Source organism: Micromonospora sp. NPDC023869 (assembly GCF_055559695.1).
On sequence record NZ_JBVHKD010000001.1, the window covers coordinates 381,481 to 401,887 of the forward strand.

The window sequence follows — 20,407 nt, forward strand, 5'->3', positions numbered from 1 at the left end:
ACATCCACATCCCCGCCACCGAAGAACGACCCGCCACCAGCGCCGACATCAGCTACGAAGGCGGCAACACCCTCTACACCTACGCCGACGACACCGTCATCACCTACGGCGCCGGCGGCAAGATCGTCAGCGAACAGCGCCCCGACGGCACCACCTACAGCGACTTCGACGCCGACAACCGCCCCGGCCACATCCACATCCCCGCCACCGAAGAACGACCCGCCACCAGCGCCGACATCAGCTACGAAGGCGGCAACACCCTCTACACCTACGCCGACGACACCGTCGTCACGTACAACGCCCAGGGCAAGATCGTCACCGAGGAACGCGCCGACGGCACCGCCTACAGCCAGTTCGACGCCGACAACCGCCCCCACTACGTCGACATCCCCGCCACCGAGGACCGGCCCGGCGTCACCGCCACCATCAGCTACCGGGACGGCAACACCGTCTACACGTACGACGACGAGAGCGTCGTGACGTACAACTCGGAAGGCCAGATCCTCACCGAGGACCGTGGCGACGGGTGGGTCATCACGTACAAGGACGGGGCGCCGACGTCCGGCGTCAACTCGGAGACCCGGGAGACGGTGACCATCACACCGACGGCCGGCGGCGGTTTCCAGTGGACCTACTCCGGAGGCACGACCATCTTCCGCAACTCGGACGGTGCGGTCACCAGCATGGAGCAGAACGGCTGGACGTTCACCACCTTCGACTCGGAGGGTCGGCCGACGTTCGGCACCCAGGGCACCAAGACGGTCACCATCGAGTACGGCACCAGTGGCAGCGACATCAAGTGGGCGTACACCGACAACGGCAAGCCCTCGATCACCGTGATCACCAACGCGGACGGTACGCCGATCACCCAGATCAACCCGGACGGCACCCAGTTCACCTTCGCCGTCGAGCTGGACAAGCTGGCCGATGCCGCCAAGAAGGTCGCCACCGAGCGAGACGCGCTGGAAGCCAAGCTGAACGAGATCAACAAGGAGTTCCGCACGCTGCGCGACTACTGGATGAGCCCCGCCGGCAAGAACTTCGCGCTGTTGCTCGATCAGGTCGACGGTCTGAGCGGGCAGGTGCGCGACGTCCTCAACGAGGCGATCCGGCGGATGAAGCACACCCACACGATGTACACCGACGTCGAGGAGCAGAACACCAAGAACCTCACCAACAACAACCGGTGAGCCGCCGTCCTCAGCGCACCTCGAACTCGTGGATCGAGTACCCGTACCCGGTCATCACCTTGGCCGTGCCGACCATCCGGACGTAGCGGACCGGAGTACGGGTGACGGCGATGTCGACGGTCCCGCCCGCACCGCTAGCGGTCTGGTAGACCGTCCGCCACGTCCCGCCGTCGGCGGACACCTCGACCCGGTACGCGGTCGCGTAAGCCCGCTCCCACCGCAGCCGGACCTCGGTGACCTGCCAGAGTTCGCCCAGGTCGACGGCGAGCCACTGGGTGTCCGGGGTGAACGCACTGCCCCACCGGGACTCCCGGTTGCCGTCGATCGCGCTCGACGGGCGATAGATGGTCTCGAAGCTCGACGCACTGGCAGTCCCGGAGAGTGCCAGATTCCGTCCCGAGCTGTTCACCCGACCGGGCATCGCCGACGACGCCACCGGCTGGGGGCTGGCACTCGGCGCGGACGACGGCGACCCGGTGGGCCGGGGCGGGGCCACCGGTGCGGGCACCCGGTCGGTGCCGCCCGATGACGCCGGGCTCTGCCCGGGAAAGCTCGGGCCGGGAGCCGCACTGGTCTGGCCACTGCTGCCCGAGGCGGGACTGACCGAGGTGGACGGATCGTCGGCCGGGGTGCCGGACGGGTCGGCGGCGACCGGCGCTCCGGCGGGGAACTCCGGCAGACCCGGCGGCGGTGGTACGGCGTACCCCGGCGGCGTGTCGGCGCCGGACGGTTGCCCGTTCGGGTTCAGCACGTACCCGCTGGCGACCGCCACCGTCAGGACCGCGACGGCGGTCAGGATCTGGGCCGACAACCGGGGCCTACGCCGACGCCGCGCGTCCGACCCGACCGGACCCGACCCGGAGGGGTGTCGCCGCTCGTCGTCCGGACCGGCCGGTGGCGCTGCCACCTCGGTACGCGGTGGGCGCTCGGCCTGCGCACTCTGCTTCGGGCCCGGCTCGTCGCGGCGGACCGGACGGACGGCCTCGTGGCGCGCCACCGGACGGATCGGATACTGCGTCGTCGGCTCGGCCACCGGGTCAGGCCCGGCCGGGGCGATCCCACCGGCGTGGCCGCCCGCGAGCGGCGCGGTCGTCTCGTCCGCCCCAGAGCCCGACTCGATCGCCCTTCCGCGTTCGGGAATCCGCCCACCGGTCGGCGAGACCGGGTCGGGCTTCGAGGTGACCGGGCCGCCGGTTGACGTCGGCGGGCCGGACATCGGCGAGACTCCGCCGGTGATCGGCGTCTCCGGGCCGGCTCCCGGCGTGATCGGGCTTGCGATCGGCGTGCCCGGGCCGGCGATCGGCGTGCCCCGGCCAGAGAGCGCAGCGCCCGGCTTCGCACCCGTCGTCTTCGGCCGCGCCGCCGGTGCACCCGAGCTCGTGCCACCTGCACCGGCCTGCGGGGCACGCAGCACGACGGTGCGCTGCACCACCGGGGCCGCCAGCGCGTCCTGCTCCGAGTCCGGCGTCGAGACCGCGTCGTCCCCGGCCGCCACCGCGAACCGGGCCGGCGACAGCTCGACCCGCCGACGGGTCTCGGCGGGCATCCGGCCCAGCAGCGCGCCGAGCACCGGCAACACGTGGTAGCGCGGCGGTTTGCCGGGTACGCCGACGAAGATCCGCACCTTGCCGGAGGTCCACGGATGCGAGCGCACCAGGCGCGCGCCGTGTTCCTGCTCGGGTGGCCGCACCCACAGGCCGGACTGCGTCACCTCGGCCACCCACCGTTCGCCGAGCCGGAAGACGTTCTCCGCCAGCTCCGGGTAGCCGTCGAGTCCGCGTACCGGTCCGACGGGCCGGGCCGGGCCGTCGGCCGGGAAGCTGAGGACGGTCGCGATCGGTTCCCAGGTGGCGGCCGAGTGGTCGACGGCGAGACTCGTCGGCCGACCGTCGGGCGTGCGCGCCGGCAGGCCGGTGTGCACCTGGACCGGGGTACCCGACTGACGGGCCAGGCTCGTCGCCGCGGTGGCCGTCGTGGTCACCGCTCCGTAGGAGGCCAGCACGATCTGCTGCCGCAGCCGCGACGGGAGTCGGTCGAGGAACTCGACGACGGCCTCCGCCTCCGGCTCCGGCTGGCCGGGCCGCCCGAGCAGCAGCACCGGACGGTCGGCATCCATCGGTACCCCGTACGCGGGGTCGTCGTAGTCCGGCATCGGCGTGCCCGGCAGCCGGCGGAACAGCCACATTCCGGCCGGTACCGGAAGCAGTGCCAGGTCCCCTGGGCACGTCGTGGCGCACAGCTCGTCGACGTCGTCCTCCCAGGACGGCTGCGGGCTGCGATGCCCGGCCGGGGCGGTCACACCGTCCGGGGTGTGCCGTACCCAACCGTTCACTGCGAACAGTGACCCGCCGGGCACGAGCAGCACCTCGGCACGGGGTACGTCGAGCGTCGCGGTCAGCTCCCGGGCCAATCGACCGACCAGACCGCGACCGGCCGCACCGGCCACGGCGACGCGGCCACGGCTGCCGGGCGGCACCGCGATGGGCAGCACCGTCTCGACGAACGACCAGTCCTCGGGGGTGTCCAGCGGTCCGATGACCGTCACGACGTCGCGCTCCGCCACCAGCCCGGTCGCCGCCTCGGCGATCACTCCCGCCGGGTCGGCGCCGACCACGGCCACCCGGTCACCGACCCAGTTCAGGGCCGAGCCGAGCTTGCGGAACCGACTACTGTCCGCGAGCGAATCCGGGTTCGACTCGGTACCCGGTTCGGCCGTTTCCGGCGGCGACTGCGCGTCGGAGGTACGGCCTCGCTGATCACGGATCATGCCGAATACTACGAGCCGGAGGTCTCGGATGTTCAAGACCCCCGGCCTGCGGTGATCGTCAGCCGCGCCAGGTGCGCAGGTTCGAGAACTCCGCTTCCGAGTAGTTGTTCCAGGCGAGGTTGGCGGCGTTGGCGATGTCACCGAGCGCACCGTCCACGCCGAACAGACCGTTCGCTCCGGCGTTCCACTGTCCCTGGAGTCCGACGTACTCCTCGCGCGCCTCGCCGACCCAGCTCTCCTCCAGCGGCACCAGCTTGGCCTTGAGGGTGGCGAGCATGTCGACCAGTTCGTCGGCCGTACTCTTGAGCCTGGCGCCGGCGAACTCCAGCTCCGGGGGGACCCGGATGCGACTACCCATACTGTCGGTCACGCGAACTCCTCTACTCTGGCGGGCTGACGATTCCGGTCAGGCACCGGGCTCGGGCCCGAGGCGGGCCGCCGGAATGCCGTTGATCTCGGGCATGGTGCGCACCGTCGCCTCGTCGGCCGTGGCGTAGTTGCCCGCGTTGCGCTGCAGGCCCCGGGAGATCCCGTTCAGGGCGTCGTTGAGCATCCGGCCACAGGTGTCGTACTCCTCCATGGTGGCCTTGTACGCCTTGGAACCCGGCCCCAACCAGTACGACGCAAGGTCGTCCACGTCCCGTCGCAGTGTCGCGAGCCGCGCCTGTAGTTGTGCAGCCGTGTCGGTGCAGGACTGCGAACCGTCCAGCAGCATCTGCGGAGTGATGTCGACTAGCTTCATAGGCCCTCCCGGTCGATGCCGCTCGGCCCCCTGGCCGTCCGGACGGCGGTCCCGTCCCAGCCTGCCCTGCCGGTACGGGACCGGCACAGTCACCAGTTCCAGGGACACCGGCCGCACCGGACGGTGAGGACGCCCGGCCAGGACATAAAGGGACTACCGCCGGTCTGGGGCACCATGCCAGGGTGCGGCGGGGATGCTCGGCCGACACCAGGTCGCGTGGCCGGCGTAGTCGACGCTGACATGCCGGAGAGACGATCCGGGGGTGAGGGGATGCCGGTCGTTCACGGTTGCCGGGAGATTCTGGTGGTGCCGGGCCGGCTGGTGCTCACCGGCGACCTGACGCAGACGGGAGATCCGGGGGCGATGGCGGCCTCGCTCGCCACGACTCCTCCGGCGGATGCGGCCCTGGTGTTCCTGGCGGAGGAGGTGCCCCGCTCGGCGGTGGGCGCGAACTTCCTCCACAGCCAGCCGTTCCCCGACCAGTTGGTGCTGGTGCCGTGGAAGGTCGAGCGCTGGGCGGTCGACGGGCGACCTCTGGTGGACGACGCGACGGCGGTGGAGAAGCTCGCGGATCTGTACCGGGTGCAGGTGCAGGTACCGGTCGGGTCGGCGCGCTCGGCACGGCTGGTGCCGGTGGATCCGCAGGGCCGGGAGACGTCGTGGGACGACGCCGTGGCGGTACGGGGACTGCCGTGGTCGCACGTCGCGGCGCGGGAGGCGATGGGCGCGGCGATCGAGATCGCGTCGGACCGGACCGGACCGCCCTGGGCCCGGATCGAGACGTTGGCCGGCCGGTTGGCGGAGTCGCAGCAGCGGTTGCGGGCCGCGGCGCCGTCGGCGGCCACGGCGCTGGCGTTCCGTCTGGTCCGTCACGGACTGCCGCCAGGGGTGGATGAGGCGGCGCTGAGGCGCAAGGTGATGCCGGCGTCGGTGACCGACGTGCTGACGGCGACGGGTGGCGAACTCGTGCCGGCGGACGATGTCGACACGCTGCTCGACAGCCTGTTGCGGGTTCCCGACTCGACGGCGTTGGTGCGCCTGCGACCCGGTTCCGGCACAAGTGACGTGGGCTGGCTGGTAGCGCGCGACGGGGTGGTGCGGTGGTTCGGTGCGTCGCCCGCTCCGGGTGGTGCCGCGGGGCCGACCGTCGTGCCGGTGGGTGACGGCTGGGTGGCGGCGGCGCTTCGTGATCCCGCGACCCGCATCGTGGTGGTCGACGCGGCCGGAGAGGCGACCACCCTGGACGCCCTGCGGCGCGACGCGGTCGAGGTGCCGGTGCCCGGAGGAACAGCCCCAGTGGGTACCAGCGGGGGGATGCTGGCCAAGCAGCCAGACGAGCTTTTGGACCTGGACGGCAGCCCGCCCATGCCTGCCGAGGAGCCCGTCGCGGTCGGTCCCTTGCCACCTGCCGTGCTGATGCCGGGCGAGTTTCCGCTGATCGTCGATGAAATGGCGATCAACGCACGGCCCGGGACCGAGGATGCCGCCGACGAATTGACGTCGGACCGGATGGACATCGACTCGTCGTCCGGAAGCGACGATGCGACGTCGGACCGGATGGTCATCGACACCTCGTCCGCAGCCGACGATACGACGCCGGACCGGGTGGCGGCATTGGCGGCCGGGCTGGTTGCCGATCACGCGGCGCATCTGCGGGATGTCCGCTGGGAGGTCGTGACCTTTGGTGCCGCGGTTACCAGTCGGCGTGGCGGGCTGTCCGACCTCTTGAGCGTTGGGCAGCTGGCGGCGTGGCATTCGTCCGGCCTGTTCGACAACGGTGTGGCGCTGCGCCCGGCGCGCGGGAGCGGGCCGGTGGGCAGAGAGGTCCGGCTGCTGGTCCGCGCGGAGCCAGTCGGCGCGTACCAGCACGTGGAGGCAGCGGGATCCGCACAGTGGTATGCCGCTCCGTTGCTGGTGACGGTGCGCTGGCAGCACCTCGGACGGACGCCGCCGGCCGGCCTGCCGGTGGTCCGCTCGGCGCTGGTGGAACTGCGTGCGTTGGTGTCGGACGAGGTGTTGACCGGGCCGGGGTTGCGGGTGGTGCGGCGGGGGGCCGAACTGGTCGGTGCGGGTGAGGAGTTGGCCGCGACAGCGGCCCGGCTGGGGCTGGGGGTGCTGGATCTTCCACCGGAGGCGGTGCGGGGCGGGCAGGCCCACGTGGGTGCCATCGATCCGGTGCCGGTGCGGGCGCTGCACGACGCAGTCGTCGCAGAGATCGCGACGGGTCACTGGCGGGCGGCCGGTCGGCAGCTGATGCAGGCCGACACACTGCACCAGATGCTGTCCGGGCCGGGTCTCTCAGGTCTGCTGGGCGAAGCGCTACGCGCCCGGGGCGCAGCGGCGGGCCCGCTGCGGGTCCGGGCGGCGTTGGTCGACGCGATGCCGCTGGGCACGCTCAGCAGCCACGACGCTGTCCACCAACGGGTACGTGTCGGACTGCTGGTGCAGCTGGAGCCGACGGACGTGCATGGTCTGCCGCAGCTTGTCTTCCGGCTCGACGGTGCTCTGGAGCTGGTAATGGACGCTCCTACCGCGGACCAGTTCGTGCACGGAACGCCGCCACCGCCGTACGAGCGGGTGCCGGCGGAGGACGAGTCGGCAACGGCGGCGGCCCCGACCGGGAGTCAGCAGCCGCAGACCGACGACCTCTTCCACAACGACACGTGGACCCGGTTGGTCAGCGACCTGGGTGTGACGGGCCCGGACGAGGCCAGGACGCGGCAGTGGGTACGTCTGATCGAGAGCGTGCCGGACCCGGACGAGGTCACCGATCTCACGGTCGACGCGATCTCGGCGTGGCATGGGCCGCTCCCGACCGACTCGACGGAGCGGGCTGCGGCGGAGCGCGCCTCAGCGGATCTCGTGGAACCGGTCCGACGGGCGTGGTACGCGGTCGCTCAGGATCTCGGTCTACCGCCGGGCGCCCTGCGGATCGTCGGTAAGGAACTGGTCACCGTGGTGCTTACGCGTGCCACCGGCACCAGGGCCGCCCGAGCCGACGAGTTGCTGACCGGGTTGCGTGCGCGGTTGGGGCCGGTCGGGGTGTCCACCGATGTCGAGGTGGTGTTCCTGGCCGAGCTCAGCGTCCGGCTCGGACTGGGTATGGATGATCTTCCGTCGTTCCGCTGGCTGAGCGAGCGGGGGGTGCCGCTGGAACTGGTGCACACCCTCCCGGACGGGTTGGCCGAACGGTCTGTCGCCTGGGCCGCCGATCAGGTCCGCCGGGGCGATGACATCGTCGGTGTGGCGAAGGAACTGGGAATGTTCCTCGTCTCGGTCGGGCCGGACGAGTCGGCCCGAAATGTGCGGCGCAAGCTGCGATTGCTGGCGCTCGAAGCGCTCGCCGGGCAGCTGAGCCTCGGGCCGGTCGCCCCATCCGGCACCGAGAGCGAGCACCCGGCGGCTCCGGATGCCCCTCCCGTCGACGCAGCGGGGGATCCACCGTCCGCACGACTGGAGACGGCAGGCAAGATCGATCTTGCCGGCCTGTTGGCCATCCGAGAGATGATCCGGACCGCGGCGGGGTTGGTCGACATGAGGGCGGACCGCGTCCGGCCCGCCGAGGTCGGGACGCTGGTCGAGCGGGTGGTGGATCAGGTCCGACTCATCGCTGAAGAACTCGGGTTCAAGTCGCTGCAGCACGTCACACGGTATGCGGAGTTGAGCGGCAAGCTCGGATTCCCGGTCACCGAGTTGAGCAACCTCCTGCCGTCCGGCCACTTGCCCTCGCTCGTATACCAGCTGGTCGGCAACGTGCCGACGTCTCAGATCGCGCGGTTCCTGGCGGAGGTGGCTCCCGCCCGGCTGATTCGGCAGTCGGCCGATCTGGAACCTGATCCGATGTCGACGACGACGTCGACGAGGTTGAGCGTGCGGGAGGCCGCCGGCTGGGCCGACCGGTGGGAGGTGCCCGAGGAGCAGGTCCGGGCGGTGGCCGAGCTCCCCTTGGTCGACCTGCCGCGCGTGGCCCGGATGGTCGACAAACTGCGCCTGCCGAGGGATCAGATCGCGCAACTGCTCGACGTGATCGCGACGACCGGCCAGGTGCCGGACCGCCTGGACTGGTTCGCCTATCGGGCCGGGATCGAGACGCAGGTCGCGCTGGAGCTGTCCTGGCGGTTGAACGCGAACATCCTGGATCTCCTGCCGATGCGGTCGCTTCTGAACCGGCTGGCGGTACACGCGCCCGAGCGGTCGGACGACCGACTGACCGTCGAACACCTGGTTCGCCTGCTCGTACAGGGGCCGAACGGTGAGCCGGTGCCATTTCCGTCGTGGACCTTCTGGGTCGGGGCGCGCCTACCCAACGGGTCAGGGGCCGACGGGCTGACCCCGAACGAGTTGCACGACCTGCTGTTCAGCGACTTCCGGGTGGGCCACGCCGACGTGACGGAGTATCACCGGCGGCTCGCGGGCCTGGACTGGATCGGGCTGCTGGAGCAGGCGATGGACGACTCGGCGCGCCGGTTCGACGAGGACGAGCCTCCGCCGGCCCGCCCGCAGCTGCCGGCAGCACGCGACGCGGACCTGTGGCTGGCCCCGTGGCTCGCCGAGCAGGTGGGCATTCCGCGCCACGAGGTCGAGCGCGACCTGATCGACCGTCCGTGGCTGGACCATGTCGCCGTACTCGACGCCGCCCGTGATCTGGCGGTGCCGGTGCCGACGGCCCTGGCCTACGCCCGCCGGTGGGGTGGACTGCGCGTCTCCGACATCCCGCCGCTGCCACCGGACGCCCATCCCGACACCGTGACGCAGCTGTTCGGCATGGCCGCACGGTGGGATGTGCCGCTGGTCCAACTCGGGCCGGTCGTGGCCACGTTGCCGCGTCGACAGGACCTGCCCAAGGAGATCCCGGCGATCGCCGACGACGTGCTGCGACAGTTGTGGCCCAGACACGCCGGCTTCGATGTGACGGACACGTTCTGGCTCGCGCAGGTGCCGCTGGCGTTCCTCACCGACTGGGGCCTGACACTGGCCGACTGGTCGGGTGACGAGGTCGATCTCGGTTGGTGGCTGACCAGTGTGCTGGGTTTGCCGGACGCCACCTACACCGACGGCCCAGGTTCAGCGATGGACACCGACTCCGATGTCGAGATGACCAGCGGGTCGGACACCGACACGAGCAGCGAGTCGGCCGTCGGCCCGAACAGGGTCTTCGCCGACCAGATGTGGGCGGACCTGAACGACCACCAGCGCGAGCGGTACCTGACGACCCTGTCGGAGGTGGCCGATCAGCTCGGCCTCGACCTCCACCGGCGCCACGAGTTGTCGACACGACTGCGCATCAGCACCTTTTGGGTCACCGGGTTGAGCCTCCGGATCGGGCAGGTGCCCGACATTGAGGAGCATGCGTCGCGGCTGGGTGTCCCGCCGGACAGACTGTTCGCGCTCGCCTCCGTCCTCGGTGTCGACCCCGCAGTACTCAACCCGGCGGACGACCTCGCGCGCCTCAACGACGCTGACGAGGCCGGTGCGCCGAGGTTCGCCGCGGTGGGCCCGGTCGCCGACTCGATCCGAAGCCGACCGGACTGGCCGGCGCGGCAGTTGACCGGCACGCCCACCGACCACCTGTACGACATCGTGTTCGAGCAGGGCGACGTACCACCCAGGCTGGCCCAGCAGCTCAACCACGACGGTGGCTGGCTCGGTCTCCGCGGTCTGTTGGAAGTCGCCGCGAGGTCGGACCTCCCGACACAGTCGCTGGCGGTCTACGCCAACCTGAGTCGGCCGCCGAAGGCGTCTGATGCCGGTCCGGCCGGGCCGCGCCGGGTGATCGGGGCGTTTCAGACTTGGCGGCGGTCCGACGAGGAGAAGTACGGACTCGACACGTCGGACCTGTGGCCGGTGTGGAACCACGACGGCTCGGCGACCCTCACCCGAGGCGACGTCGCCGAGGTCAGCGCCGCAGCCCTGCGGTACGCCGCGTCGGATCGGCGCGCTGAGCTGTTTCGCCGGATCATCGCCCGTGCCGCCCGACAGGACGTTCCGCAGCATGTCGCCGGTCTGATCCGGGCGATGGGCGCGGCGGCGGGACCCGGCTCCGCACCGCACAAGTGGCTGAGCCCGTTGCTCCCGGACGCACCCGTGCCGGACGGCATGTCGATCAAACTCCTGTCGTTCCTTGACCAACATTCACCGGAGGCGGCGAGAGCGTTCGCTCACCTGTCGGACATCGCCGGTGTGAGTGTCGGGCGCCCCACGGACGGTCAATACTCGTTGAAGTTGACGTTCGGCCACGAGCAGGCTGGATGGACCGACCTTGCGCAGGTGCTCGACACACTGAGGGATCTGAGATTCACTCTCAAGAAGGCAACGGCCGAGATCAGGACGGGGTACGGCGCGGACGCCGCCGCATACCTCCGCCTGGCCCACCTCTACTACTCGCATCTCAACGCGATGAGCCAGATCGGCCTGGCGAGCAGAAGCAGCCCGCCGCCACAGTACGGCTTCGCGAGCCTCGCCGGGTTCCTCCGCGCCCACCGCAGGGACAGTGGCCTGTCTTTCGACGTGGCCTGGAGTTCCGCCGACGTCGTCAGGCTTCGCATGAGCGCCCGGGGGGACCTGCTGTGGCCCGGCGTGCGACAGGCCGGGTTACGGATATTCGCGGAGTTGGTGGAGCTCGCCCGTCAACCGTTCCCGGAGCCGCAGTGGTGGGCCTGGCCGTTCCGGCCGCCCGGCGATCACGCGGACGACGCCTTCGAACTGGGCCTCGACGGGTGGCGGCTGGTGAAGCTACTCGTGGACGGGTCGACCCGCGCGCAGGCCGCAGCGTTGTTGACCATCTTCCCGGCTCGGCGAGTGGCCTCGAAGTTCCCGATGGCACGGGGACTGGGTCCGGTCCGGGACGCTCCGACGATCCCGGAGTCCCTGCCACAGACGCGCGAGGTACCGGAGGGTCGCCTCCTGGCCGAGACCCTGCCGGCGAGTGTCGAGGCGTACGCCTCGGACTGGTCCGAGAGGTGGCCGGAACCGTCGGAGACCGTGGACTGGCTACGGCGCCGGATCAACGCCGGCACACCACCCGTGCCGTACGTCCTGACTCAGGCGTTGGGGGGCCTGGGCGATCCCGCGTCCGGGCGGACGTTCGCTCTCACCATCGACGGCGCGTGGAGTGACGACCTGCCACACGAGCCGTGGACGTGGGTGGCCCCCAAGGATCGTCGGGAGATACTCGCCGATGCGCTGGCCGCCGCAGAGTCTGCGCTGTCTGTGTATGGCGGTAGGTCACGGCTACGGACCGAGTTCGACCCGGATGAAGCCGACATGTTCGTCATCCGCGCGACGGATCTCGTGGACAGCCCACCGGTGTGGCGAGCGCTCGGAGCCGTGGTCGAGGCCATGCGGCGGTACGGCGTGTCCGTCTCCAAGATGGTGATCACGGTCGATCACGCCCCGCTGCCGACAGCCGGGATCGGGGAGCCGGTCGATGTCGCGGCGGCGCTGGGCCGCCTCGTCCGCGCCCACGAGGACACGCTGACCCGGCTGTTCGGTTCACCGGAACTGCCCTGGCTGAACCACGCGGAGCCGCCGGAGGTGACCGCAGCCGAATCGCGACCTCACGCCGTCGAGGTCGGCTTCACCTACCCCGGCATCCCGACGTCCGGGCTGGGCGGGCTACAGGGAGGGGTCCGCGTGGTCTGGGCGCTCCTGGCTGCCACGACGCGCGACCCCTTGGCGGCCTCGGCCCTACCCGACTCCGCTGCGGATCCGGTCGGCACGAACTTCGCCACCACCAGGTCAGAGCCGCAGCAGGTACACGGTTGGTTCCTCGACCCGTCGGGGGGACCGCAGCTCAGGTCATTGCTGGCAGCCCTGGATCTGGACCCGGCCGGACGCGCACAGGTCGCCGCGCTGTTCCACCTGAACTCGTGGTATCCGCCGCCGGGCCACGCGGACGGAGCGGTGCGGGGCATGGCCGACCGTCCGATCTGGCCGGTCTCCGTCAGGTCGGAGCATCCCGCCGCGTTCGTCACCGCAGTCGCCGGCATGGACCCGGAGATGGCAGCTCGCGACGCCGTCACCGACAGCGAGGCACTCCGCCTTCCGCTGGACCACCTGATGGGCATCCAGCGGCGGGCCGACCTGTACCTGCGTACGGCACCACCGGTCACCGATGCCGCCACTGAGTTGGAGCTGCGGCAGGCCAGCGTGGCGGGGCTCTGGGACGAGTTGGAGCGTAGCGGTGCGACGGTCGGCGCCTGGCGCGAGCGATTCCGGAACGAGCAGGTCAGGCTGGGTGACCTGGGCGTAGACGTGTCGCAGCACGGTCCGATACCGGCCCTGGTGGACGAGGCACAGGGCGTCCTGGACACCGTTCCCGCCGTCGGCGGTGCCACCGTCGAGGACGTGATCGCGCTGAGGGCCGTGAACTCCTGGCTGACGTCGAAGACAAGGCCCTGGTTGAGCGCTGCCGGCGAGAGCCGGATCGACCTGCTGCGTCGTGTGGTCGCGGACCGGCTGAACGCAGCGGCTCGCGAACCACTCCGCCCGGCCCCGACGTCGATGGAGGCCCGAAACGGGCAGTGGACGCACCGGGGGTTGCTGGGGGCGGTCCTTGATGCCGCCGCGTGGCAGGGTGTTCCGATTCCACCCGAGATCCGCACGCCGAGTCATCTGCGTGACGTCGTCACGGGGGTGGTGGCGACCGAGCCGGCGCGGTTCGCCGACGTGGCGGGAGGACGAGGCGCTCTGCTGGCTGAGGAGTTGCCTTTCAGCACGTCGACCGCGCTCCTGGCCGATTTCCGTCCGGCGGAGCCGACGCCCGAGCAGCTCGATGGGTGGCAGGCCGAAGCGTCGGCCGTCGTACGGCGTCGGATGCCCGACGCGGACGATCACACGATCCGGAAGGCGGCGCTGGCGGCAAGGAGCGCGCGGACGCGCGAGCACCGGCGCAGCCAGTGGCGGGCGGAGTTCGCCCGGCGTGTGGAGCGGCCGACTCCCACCTTCAATGCCCGGCTCCTACGGGCCGTCATCGAATTCGACCATGCCCGCGTACAGCTGACGCAGCTGGCGTCGGAGGGCGCGACATCCGGTGCCCGTCACCTGCAGGCGGGGATCGAACGGGTCGACCTCCAACTGACGGCACTGGGGCGACACCTTCCCGCAGTCATCGCCAGGGCACTCGACATCAACATCATCGTGCACGGCGACCAGAGTCCGGTCGAGCAGACGCATCCCGGGCCCCGCCCGGCACTGCACCTGTTCCGCACCGACACGGACCGGTTCCGCCCCGACACGTACCAGGCGTACGGGCCGCTCATCAGCGCGGACCCGTCCTCCTCGGTACCAGCGCGGCACGCTGACACACTGGATACGCACCTCTGGGACTTCGCCCGGAGCTGGGTACGCGAGCGCTACTCGATTCTCGACGGCGGTCGGGGCTGGAACGAGCGGCGGATGGCGTGGGCCAAGCTGGTGGACCTGCTCGTCAAATGGGTCGACGTACCGCCGATGCCCACTTTCGTCGACTTTGTCGACTTCGGTGACAAGGCAACATTCGACCCGAGACGCTGGAGATTGGACCTCGCAGTCACCTCTGTCGACGGCGCACTCATCGAGCTGATGCAACAACTGCTCGTCGCAGAAGTGATCACGATGCAGGCCCGGGCAGAGTCCTCACCACCGGACATGAGCAAACACACGACGGCCCACCATGTCGCGCGCCACCTGTGGGACACGCGTGTCGGGGAAGACACCCGACTGGAAGCCTGGCCGTCCGACTACGCCCACGTACGGGCGCGTGCTGCCGCCACCCGCGACAGCGCGCAACGCGAAATCCTGATGACAGCCCATCGACTCTCGACCATCGGGCCTCTGGAGAGGTCGCCCCGGCTGCGTCACCGACTGACGCAGGGCGTGGCCGCCGCACAACGACAGCACGCCGACGTGATGGCCTCCACCATCGATGTTGATTCGGTAGCCGAGGCGCAGCTACTTCTCGAGCAGAAGTTCACGGAGGCTGGCTCGCTGCGGGACTGGCGGACGACGCCGACCAGGCGAGTGTCGGAGGTCCCGGGGTTCGAGATGGTCGACCTGGGCCCGGCGGGAACCTTCGTGCGCCCGGCGGGGTCCCGGACGGATCCGCCGACACGGATGACGCATCCGGCCCGTCGCCTCGACGTCGTGGAGGTGGTGGATCCGGCCACCGCCTCCCACGTGTTGACGCAGGTACGCGATGGCCTGCCAGAATTCTCGACCGTGGAGCTGGTGATGTCCGCTCCGGTGAGCGCGTCCCAGGCCGTGGAGCTTGCCGGACTGGTGGGTGGTGACCGGACACTGGCGCTGGCCGCGCACCTGGTCGATCCCGCCGACCTGGCCGATCACTTCGTGGCCCACACCCGTGTCCACACGCCAACTCTCCACCCGTTCGCGGCGTACTACACCGTCCATCCCACACCACAGCGCCACGAACTGCTGATCGCCGACCTTGCTCTGGCACACGTCGGTGACGGGAGACACGAGTTGCTGCCGGGCTGGCACATCGTGCCGGTCGGCGACCGTCTCTGGATCCGCCCGGCCGGCCACCCGGAGCGGGAGCTGCCGTATTCCGGTGCCGCTCGGATCGTCATCGGTGTACCAGGGCAGGAGACCCCATGGACAGTCTGGGTCCTGGGCCGGCGGGTCGGCACGGTGGCCACTGTCGGCGCCGACCTCAGGCCCGAGGAAATCGTCCACCGGCTCGGATACCTCGGCCCGAAGCCGGCGGTGCTACCCCTGGACACGGCGGTTGCCCATCAGATCGGTGATCAGGACGTGCGGCTGTTCCAGCACGCCTTCGAGAACGAGAGTCCGTCCGCCGAGGCTGATGTGTTGGTGTCGAGCGACGGTATCGCGATCGTGGAGAGGCTGACGCTCAGCCACGTGGTCGACGTACTGCTGGACCTCGCCGACGCCGATCCGACGGAGAGCGACGTCGAGGTCCTGGTCGGCCGGTTGGACCGGCTGGCTGAGCGGCAGGGCTTCCACAGCGACGACCCGGCGCAGGAGCGCGCAGAGAACGCCCGGAACAACCTGCTGAGCTGGGCAAGGACCAAGCTCGCCGATGCGGGCCTCGCCGGTCTGCTGACCGACGGCACCGCCACGGACGAGGCTGAGCCGATGACCGGCAGACCGCCAGACCCTGCCGAGGTGCCGGTGGCGGTGCAGCGGCAGCCGGTGCTGGTGCCGGTCCGGGCCGGGGTGTACCTGCCACATGTCGACGACCCTGCTCCCCCGCCGGTGATCGAATGGATGCCGCGTTACCAGAGCTACGTCTCGGCCTTCGCGACCCTGGACCCCGCCACAGCAGAACTGGTCGCCGGCGCCCGCCACTACGGACCGGCGAGGTTCAACGACGAACTCACCGCCGCAGGTGTACCGGCGGACGCGAGACTGTCGTTGACCCTCTCACCGCCAACGGGTGAGGACGTCTCCGAGCTGACCCGACGTACGGCACAGCGATTCGCGGACGAGTTGTGGTCCCTTCGCGGCACTCCGGGCATCTTGAGCACAACCGAGATGCCGGGTCCGGCCACCCCACTGCTCACCGTGCCGGAGGTACTGACCGGATGGCTGCGGCAGGCGGACTGGCCGGATGCCCAGCAGTACCTCCAGCAGCACGTCGCCGAACTGAATCAGCAGGAGAGCATCGAGGCGATGCGCGCCCTCAGTCACCACGATCCGGAGAACCGCGTGGCGGCTCCCTACCGCGCGATCCTCGAGCTGGTGGATCTCGGCGGCGGCGTGGCGGGGCCGACCGACGCGCTGCACCGCCCCGAAACAGCGATGGACCCCGACGGTACGCAGCCGTGGCTGGTGCCGACGGGCCCAGTGCCGACGGCGTTCGCCTTCGACTACCTACAGGTGAGACCCGATCGGCAGGCCCGCCGACCGTGGAACGACCAACTTCTCCGCATGATGTACGAACGAGAGGCGTTCCGAGAGCTGGCAGTGATGCTGGCATGGGGTGTCGTGGAGCGCGGCGAGCACCCGACGCAGGGCCAGCATGCCGGTTTCGACTACGGACAGGGCAACGCGATGGCCTTCGCCGCCGTGCACCGCGTGCTGAGGATGTCGGTGACGAGAGCAGGGACTCCCGAGCCGACCGGAGGCTGGCCGGAGATCGACGCGGTGGACGCCTGCAAACTCGATCCGCTCGACAAAGCGTTCTGGGTGGACCGGATGGACGAGCTACGCGATCGGGTGCTCAGGTTCGGCATTCCCGGCCACCCCGACCGTAACGGTATGTCAGCACCCGAGCACGAGGAGTTGCTGAACCTGCTGATCGAGAGGTTGACGAGCTGCTAGCCCCGCAGCGGACACTTCGACCGATCGGCGTGAAGCGTGTCCGCAGGCCGGAGGGCGTTTTTGCTGATCTTTGAGGTGCCCCCGGCAGGATTCGAACCTGCGACACACGGTTTAGGAAACCGATGCTCTATCCCCTGAGCTACGAGGGCCGGACGATCGACGCCGCTCGGCGGCGGCTGTCAGCGTACCGCAGGAAGCTCCCGGGGTGATCAGCGCTGGCACCGCCACCAGCGGATCACACACCGACCGCACATCGCCGGGCCGACCGGGCCGTCCGTCACCGGCGGCCACGGTCGCGCGACGCCGTTCACCTACGGTCACCGGCTGCGGGAGTCTCTACGCGAGTTCACACAGCGCCACCTCTGCTGATCTTGGTCGTTTGGGCTGGTAGGGGGTCTTGTCGCGGATGCAGGCCCAGAGGACGTTGAGGCGTTGTCTGGACAGGGCTGCGGTGGCTTGGCGGTGGCTCTTACCTTCGGCTCGTTTCTTGTCGTAGTAGGCGCGTGATCGTGGGCAGTGGGTCAGGGCGGTGAAGCTGGACATGCTGAACACCCGGCGTAGACCCCGGTGGTATCGGTGCGGCCGGATCTGATGACCTTGCCGGCGTCCGGAGTCGCGAGAGATCGGGGCGAGCCCGGCGTGGGCGGCGAGCGCCGCGGCGCTCGGGTAGGTGGTGAGGGTGCCGGCGTGGGCGAGGAACTCGGCGGCGAGGGTGGTGCCGATGCCGGGCAGGCTGGTGACGATCTCTCCCAGTTCGTGCTCGGCGACCACCGCGGTGATGGTTTTCTCGATGGCGACGATGCGGTCGTTGACCGCTTCCAGATCGGTCGCCATCTGCGCCACGATCCCGGCCGCAGTGGCCTCCCCCGCGACGGCGACGGTCTGCGTCCGCGCGGCAGTGAGGACTTTGACGGTCAGCGCCTTGGCGGCCCGCACGCCGTGCTGGCGCAGGTAGGCCAGGATGCAAGCTTCGCCAGCACGGCGCAGCCCGCCGGGGGTCTGCCACTGGGCGAGGAGCCGGAGTGCGCCCTTGCTGCGCGTGTTCAGCGTCTTCTCCAGGGCGGGGCTGATCATGGCCAGGAGGTCCTGGATGCGGGCGGTGATGCGAACCCGATCGGCGACCAAATCGAGGCGGCGGGAGACGAGCAGCTTCAGCTGCTGCTGCACCCCGTCCGCGAGGGTGAGGGTCGGTAGATCGCCGCGCATGCGCAGGGTCTGGGCGATGACGTACGCGTCGTGAGCGTCGGTCTTGCGGTCGCCGTGGAACGCCTCCGCCATCCGCGAGGTGACGGTGCCGCTGACGTAGCGCACGTCCGCGCCCCGATCGAACAGGATCGCCAACAGCAGCGAGGCAGGTCCACCCCGCAGGTCGACGGCCCAGCGGATCGGCTTACGGCGCTTACCGAGCCGTCCGGCGATGCCGGAGATGGCCTGCTGGTCGTTGGGGATCTTCTCGGACAGAACGACGGTGCCGTCGTCGTCGACGACGCACACGTGGTGGTGGGTCTTGCCGACGTCGACGCCGGCCCACAGGCTGCCCATCGGGCATCACCCTCTTCGCTCTTGCTGGTCAAGGGGCGTGGACCCGCCGCGGTTCAGTAGCCACAACTTCGGAAAGGGCGATCGGTCGCAAGTCTCCATCCAGTGCTGATACAGCGGTCATCAGCGAGGGCCGGGGCGTCCTACTCCAAGCTGGCCATGACATCGGCAGCACACACCCAGACAGTCACCCGACCCTCCGGGTCCATCCCGGCAAACGACACAGTTCGATGTCCGGTTGCGGGTCCCAACGGGCACCCGGAGCCCAAGCCGCTGCTATCAGGGGTGCCGCGCCGCAACGTCGAGCTGTCCACGATCTTGCGCGCCTCGGTGACGGTCGCCGGTCGTCGAACCAAGCGTCAGGTGTCAAGGCCTGCGAGGTTGAGTCGTTCGAGCAGGCTGGGCTTGCGGGCGTGAACTGCCCGTAACTCGGCCAACCGGTGCCGGAACGATGTGCTGTCTCCGTCTCGTTTAGCGAGGTCGCGTAGGTCGACGAGGAGTTGTACGGCGGTGTCGTACTCGCGGGGTTTCTTCGTGGCGATGAGTTCGTCGACCCGCTTCCAGACGGCGGGTTGGTCGACTGCGAGGGTGTCGAGGTGCCGCTGCCGGGCGGCTGCGGCGGACCGTTCGCGGCGGATCCGGTCGCGTTCGCGTTGCTCGGCGTCCCGTCGTTCCCGTTCGGCGCGCAACTCCGCGGCGGTGGCGAGCAGTTGTCCGACGGTGCGGGCGGCTGCCGGGACGGGGGCATCGGTGCGGTGCGCGGCGCGGTAGCGGCGTAGCAGTTGGCTGCGCAGGTGGCTGTCGCCGCCGGTGATCAGGTCGGTCAGGATGGTGTCCTTGTCCCGGGCGGGCAGCCCGACGACCCAGGTGCGTAGTTGCGCGGCGGTCGGTTCACCGGAGGCGGCCGGTGCCGACCCGGCCGCCGCGGCCGTGATCAGGTCGGGGTCGATGCGCAGGAACTCGGCGACGGCGGTGAGGGGCGCGTCGAGGGTGTTCAGTCCGGCGGGGATGGGCGGTTCGGGCTCGTCGTCGGCGATCTCGGCGGACTGTACGCAGCGCAGCCAGGCCAGGTAGAGCAGGCGCAGGTCGCCGGCGGCGAGGCGGGCCCGGACCGGGATGATCGAGGTGAGCAGGCCGTGGCCGTCGAGGTCCCACTCGTCGGTGCCGTCCTCGTCCTCGTCGTGGAGGTCGATGATGACGTGCTTGCCTGCGGTCCACGCGGATGCGCTGTCACCCTGGCAGTACTGGGCGACGGTGGCGGGGTCGAGCACGTGTTTCGGTAGCCGCAGCATGAGCTGGCGGGTGCCCCAGTTGGCCAGGTACAGGTGCCCGTCGAAGTACCGTTCCATCAGCTTGCGGGGGTCGCCCTTGAAGTCGCCCCACTCGTAGGTGTTCACAAAGCTGGTGGCGGTGATGTCGGCCCGGGTCGACAACGACCGCAGCTCGGCCCGCTCCTGGCCGCTGAGGGGCCGGTCGACGGCGGTGAACTCGTAGTACTGATACTCACTCACTACCGGCCTACCTCCCGGCCCAGTGCCGGTAGGCGTCGATCCACCCGGCGCCGTCCGGCGCGGGGGTGGGTAGCGGCAGGTCGAGGAGGTCGATCTTCTGCTGGTGGTGGCCTCGGGCGCAGACCGCGACGATGCTGTCTGCGGTCAGGTCGACCTTGCGCACGGTCACCTCGACGCCGAGGACGGTGGTGGTGAACGGCACCACCAGATGCTCCTCGATCATGGTGAACAGGCCGGTGAGCTGTTCGTCGTCGCCGTACGCGTCGACGGTGGCTTCCCCGACCATCGCCTCCAGCGCGGCGGTTCCCTTCGATGTCATCCGCGGAGGCTAGCGGACCGGTGTCGGGGAGTTCGGAGCCTGGTGCGCGAGGAT

Annotated in this window: 8 protein-coding genes and 1 tRNA gene; 2 read left to right on the forward strand and 7 right to left on the reverse strand. The window is 70.1% G+C overall.

Annotation, left to right across the window (positions count from 1 at the left end; genetic code table 11):
• Positions 1–1,190, forward strand: a 1,190-nt coding sequence (locus ACZ31C_RS01390; protein ID WP_465793718.1) for a WXG100 family type VII secretion target, incomplete at its 5' end; no start/stop codon positions are given.
• Positions 1,191–1,200: 10 nt separating this feature from the next.
• Here the strand turns inward: ACZ31C_RS01390 and ACZ31C_RS01395 are convergent.
• Genes ACZ31C_RS01395 through ACZ31C_RS01405 form a run of 3 tightly spaced genes read right to left on the reverse strand, consistent with a single transcriptional unit; the run spans position 1,201 to position 4,699 of the window.
• A complete protein-coding gene (locus ACZ31C_RS01395) occupies positions 1,201–3,957 on the reverse strand; it encodes a discoidin domain-containing protein (RefSeq protein ID WP_465793719.1) in 2,757 nt (918 codons plus the stop codon).
• Between the two features lie 58 nt (positions 3,958–4,015).
• Complete coding sequence (locus ACZ31C_RS01400; protein WP_131051369.1) at positions 4,016–4,327, reverse strand: WXG100 family type VII secretion target; 312 nt, start codon at positions 4,325–4,327, stop codon at positions 4,016–4,018.
• Positions 4,328–4,363: 36 nt separating this feature from the next.
• Positions 4,364–4,699 carry a WXG100 family type VII secretion target gene (locus ACZ31C_RS01405; RefSeq protein ID WP_465793720.1) on the reverse strand — a complete coding sequence of 112 codons (336 nt, stop codon included), beginning with the start codon at positions 4,697–4,699 and terminating at the stop codon, positions 4,364–4,366.
• Between the two features lie 270 nt (positions 4,700–4,969).
• Between ACZ31C_RS01405 and ACZ31C_RS01410 the strand changes: the two genes are divergently transcribed.
• Entirely contained in the window at positions 4,970–16,984 is a 12,015-nt protein-coding gene (locus ACZ31C_RS01410) for a hypothetical protein (protein ID WP_465793721.1), read from the forward strand.
• 76 nt (positions 16,985–17,060) lie between these two features.
• Here the strand turns inward: ACZ31C_RS01410 and ACZ31C_RS01415 are convergent.
• The 4 genes from ACZ31C_RS01415 to ACZ31C_RS01430 all read right to left on the reverse strand — a co-directional run bounded on the left by ACZ31C_RS01415 (position 17,061) and on the right by ACZ31C_RS01430 (position 20,353).
• A tRNA-Arg gene (locus tag ACZ31C_RS01415) sits at positions 17,061–17,133 on the reverse strand.
• 187 nt (positions 17,134–17,320) lie between these two features.
• Positions 17,321–18,526 carry an IS110 family RNA-guided transposase gene (locus ACZ31C_RS01420; RefSeq protein ID WP_465793722.1) on the reverse strand — a complete coding sequence of 402 codons (1,206 nt, stop codon included), beginning with the start codon at positions 18,524–18,526 and terminating at the stop codon, positions 17,321–17,323.
• Between the two features lie 356 nt (positions 18,527–18,882).
• Entirely contained in the window at positions 18,883–20,034 is a 1,152-nt protein-coding gene (locus ACZ31C_RS01425; protein WP_465793723.1) for a hypothetical protein, read from the reverse strand.
• A gap of 7 nt (positions 20,035–20,041) precedes the next feature.
• Positions 20,042–20,353, reverse strand: coding sequence for a hypothetical protein (locus ACZ31C_RS01430; RefSeq protein ID WP_465793724.1), 312 nt, complete (start codon positions 20,351–20,353; stop codon positions 20,042–20,044).
• Between the last annotated feature and the right edge of the window lie 54 nt (positions 20,354–20,407).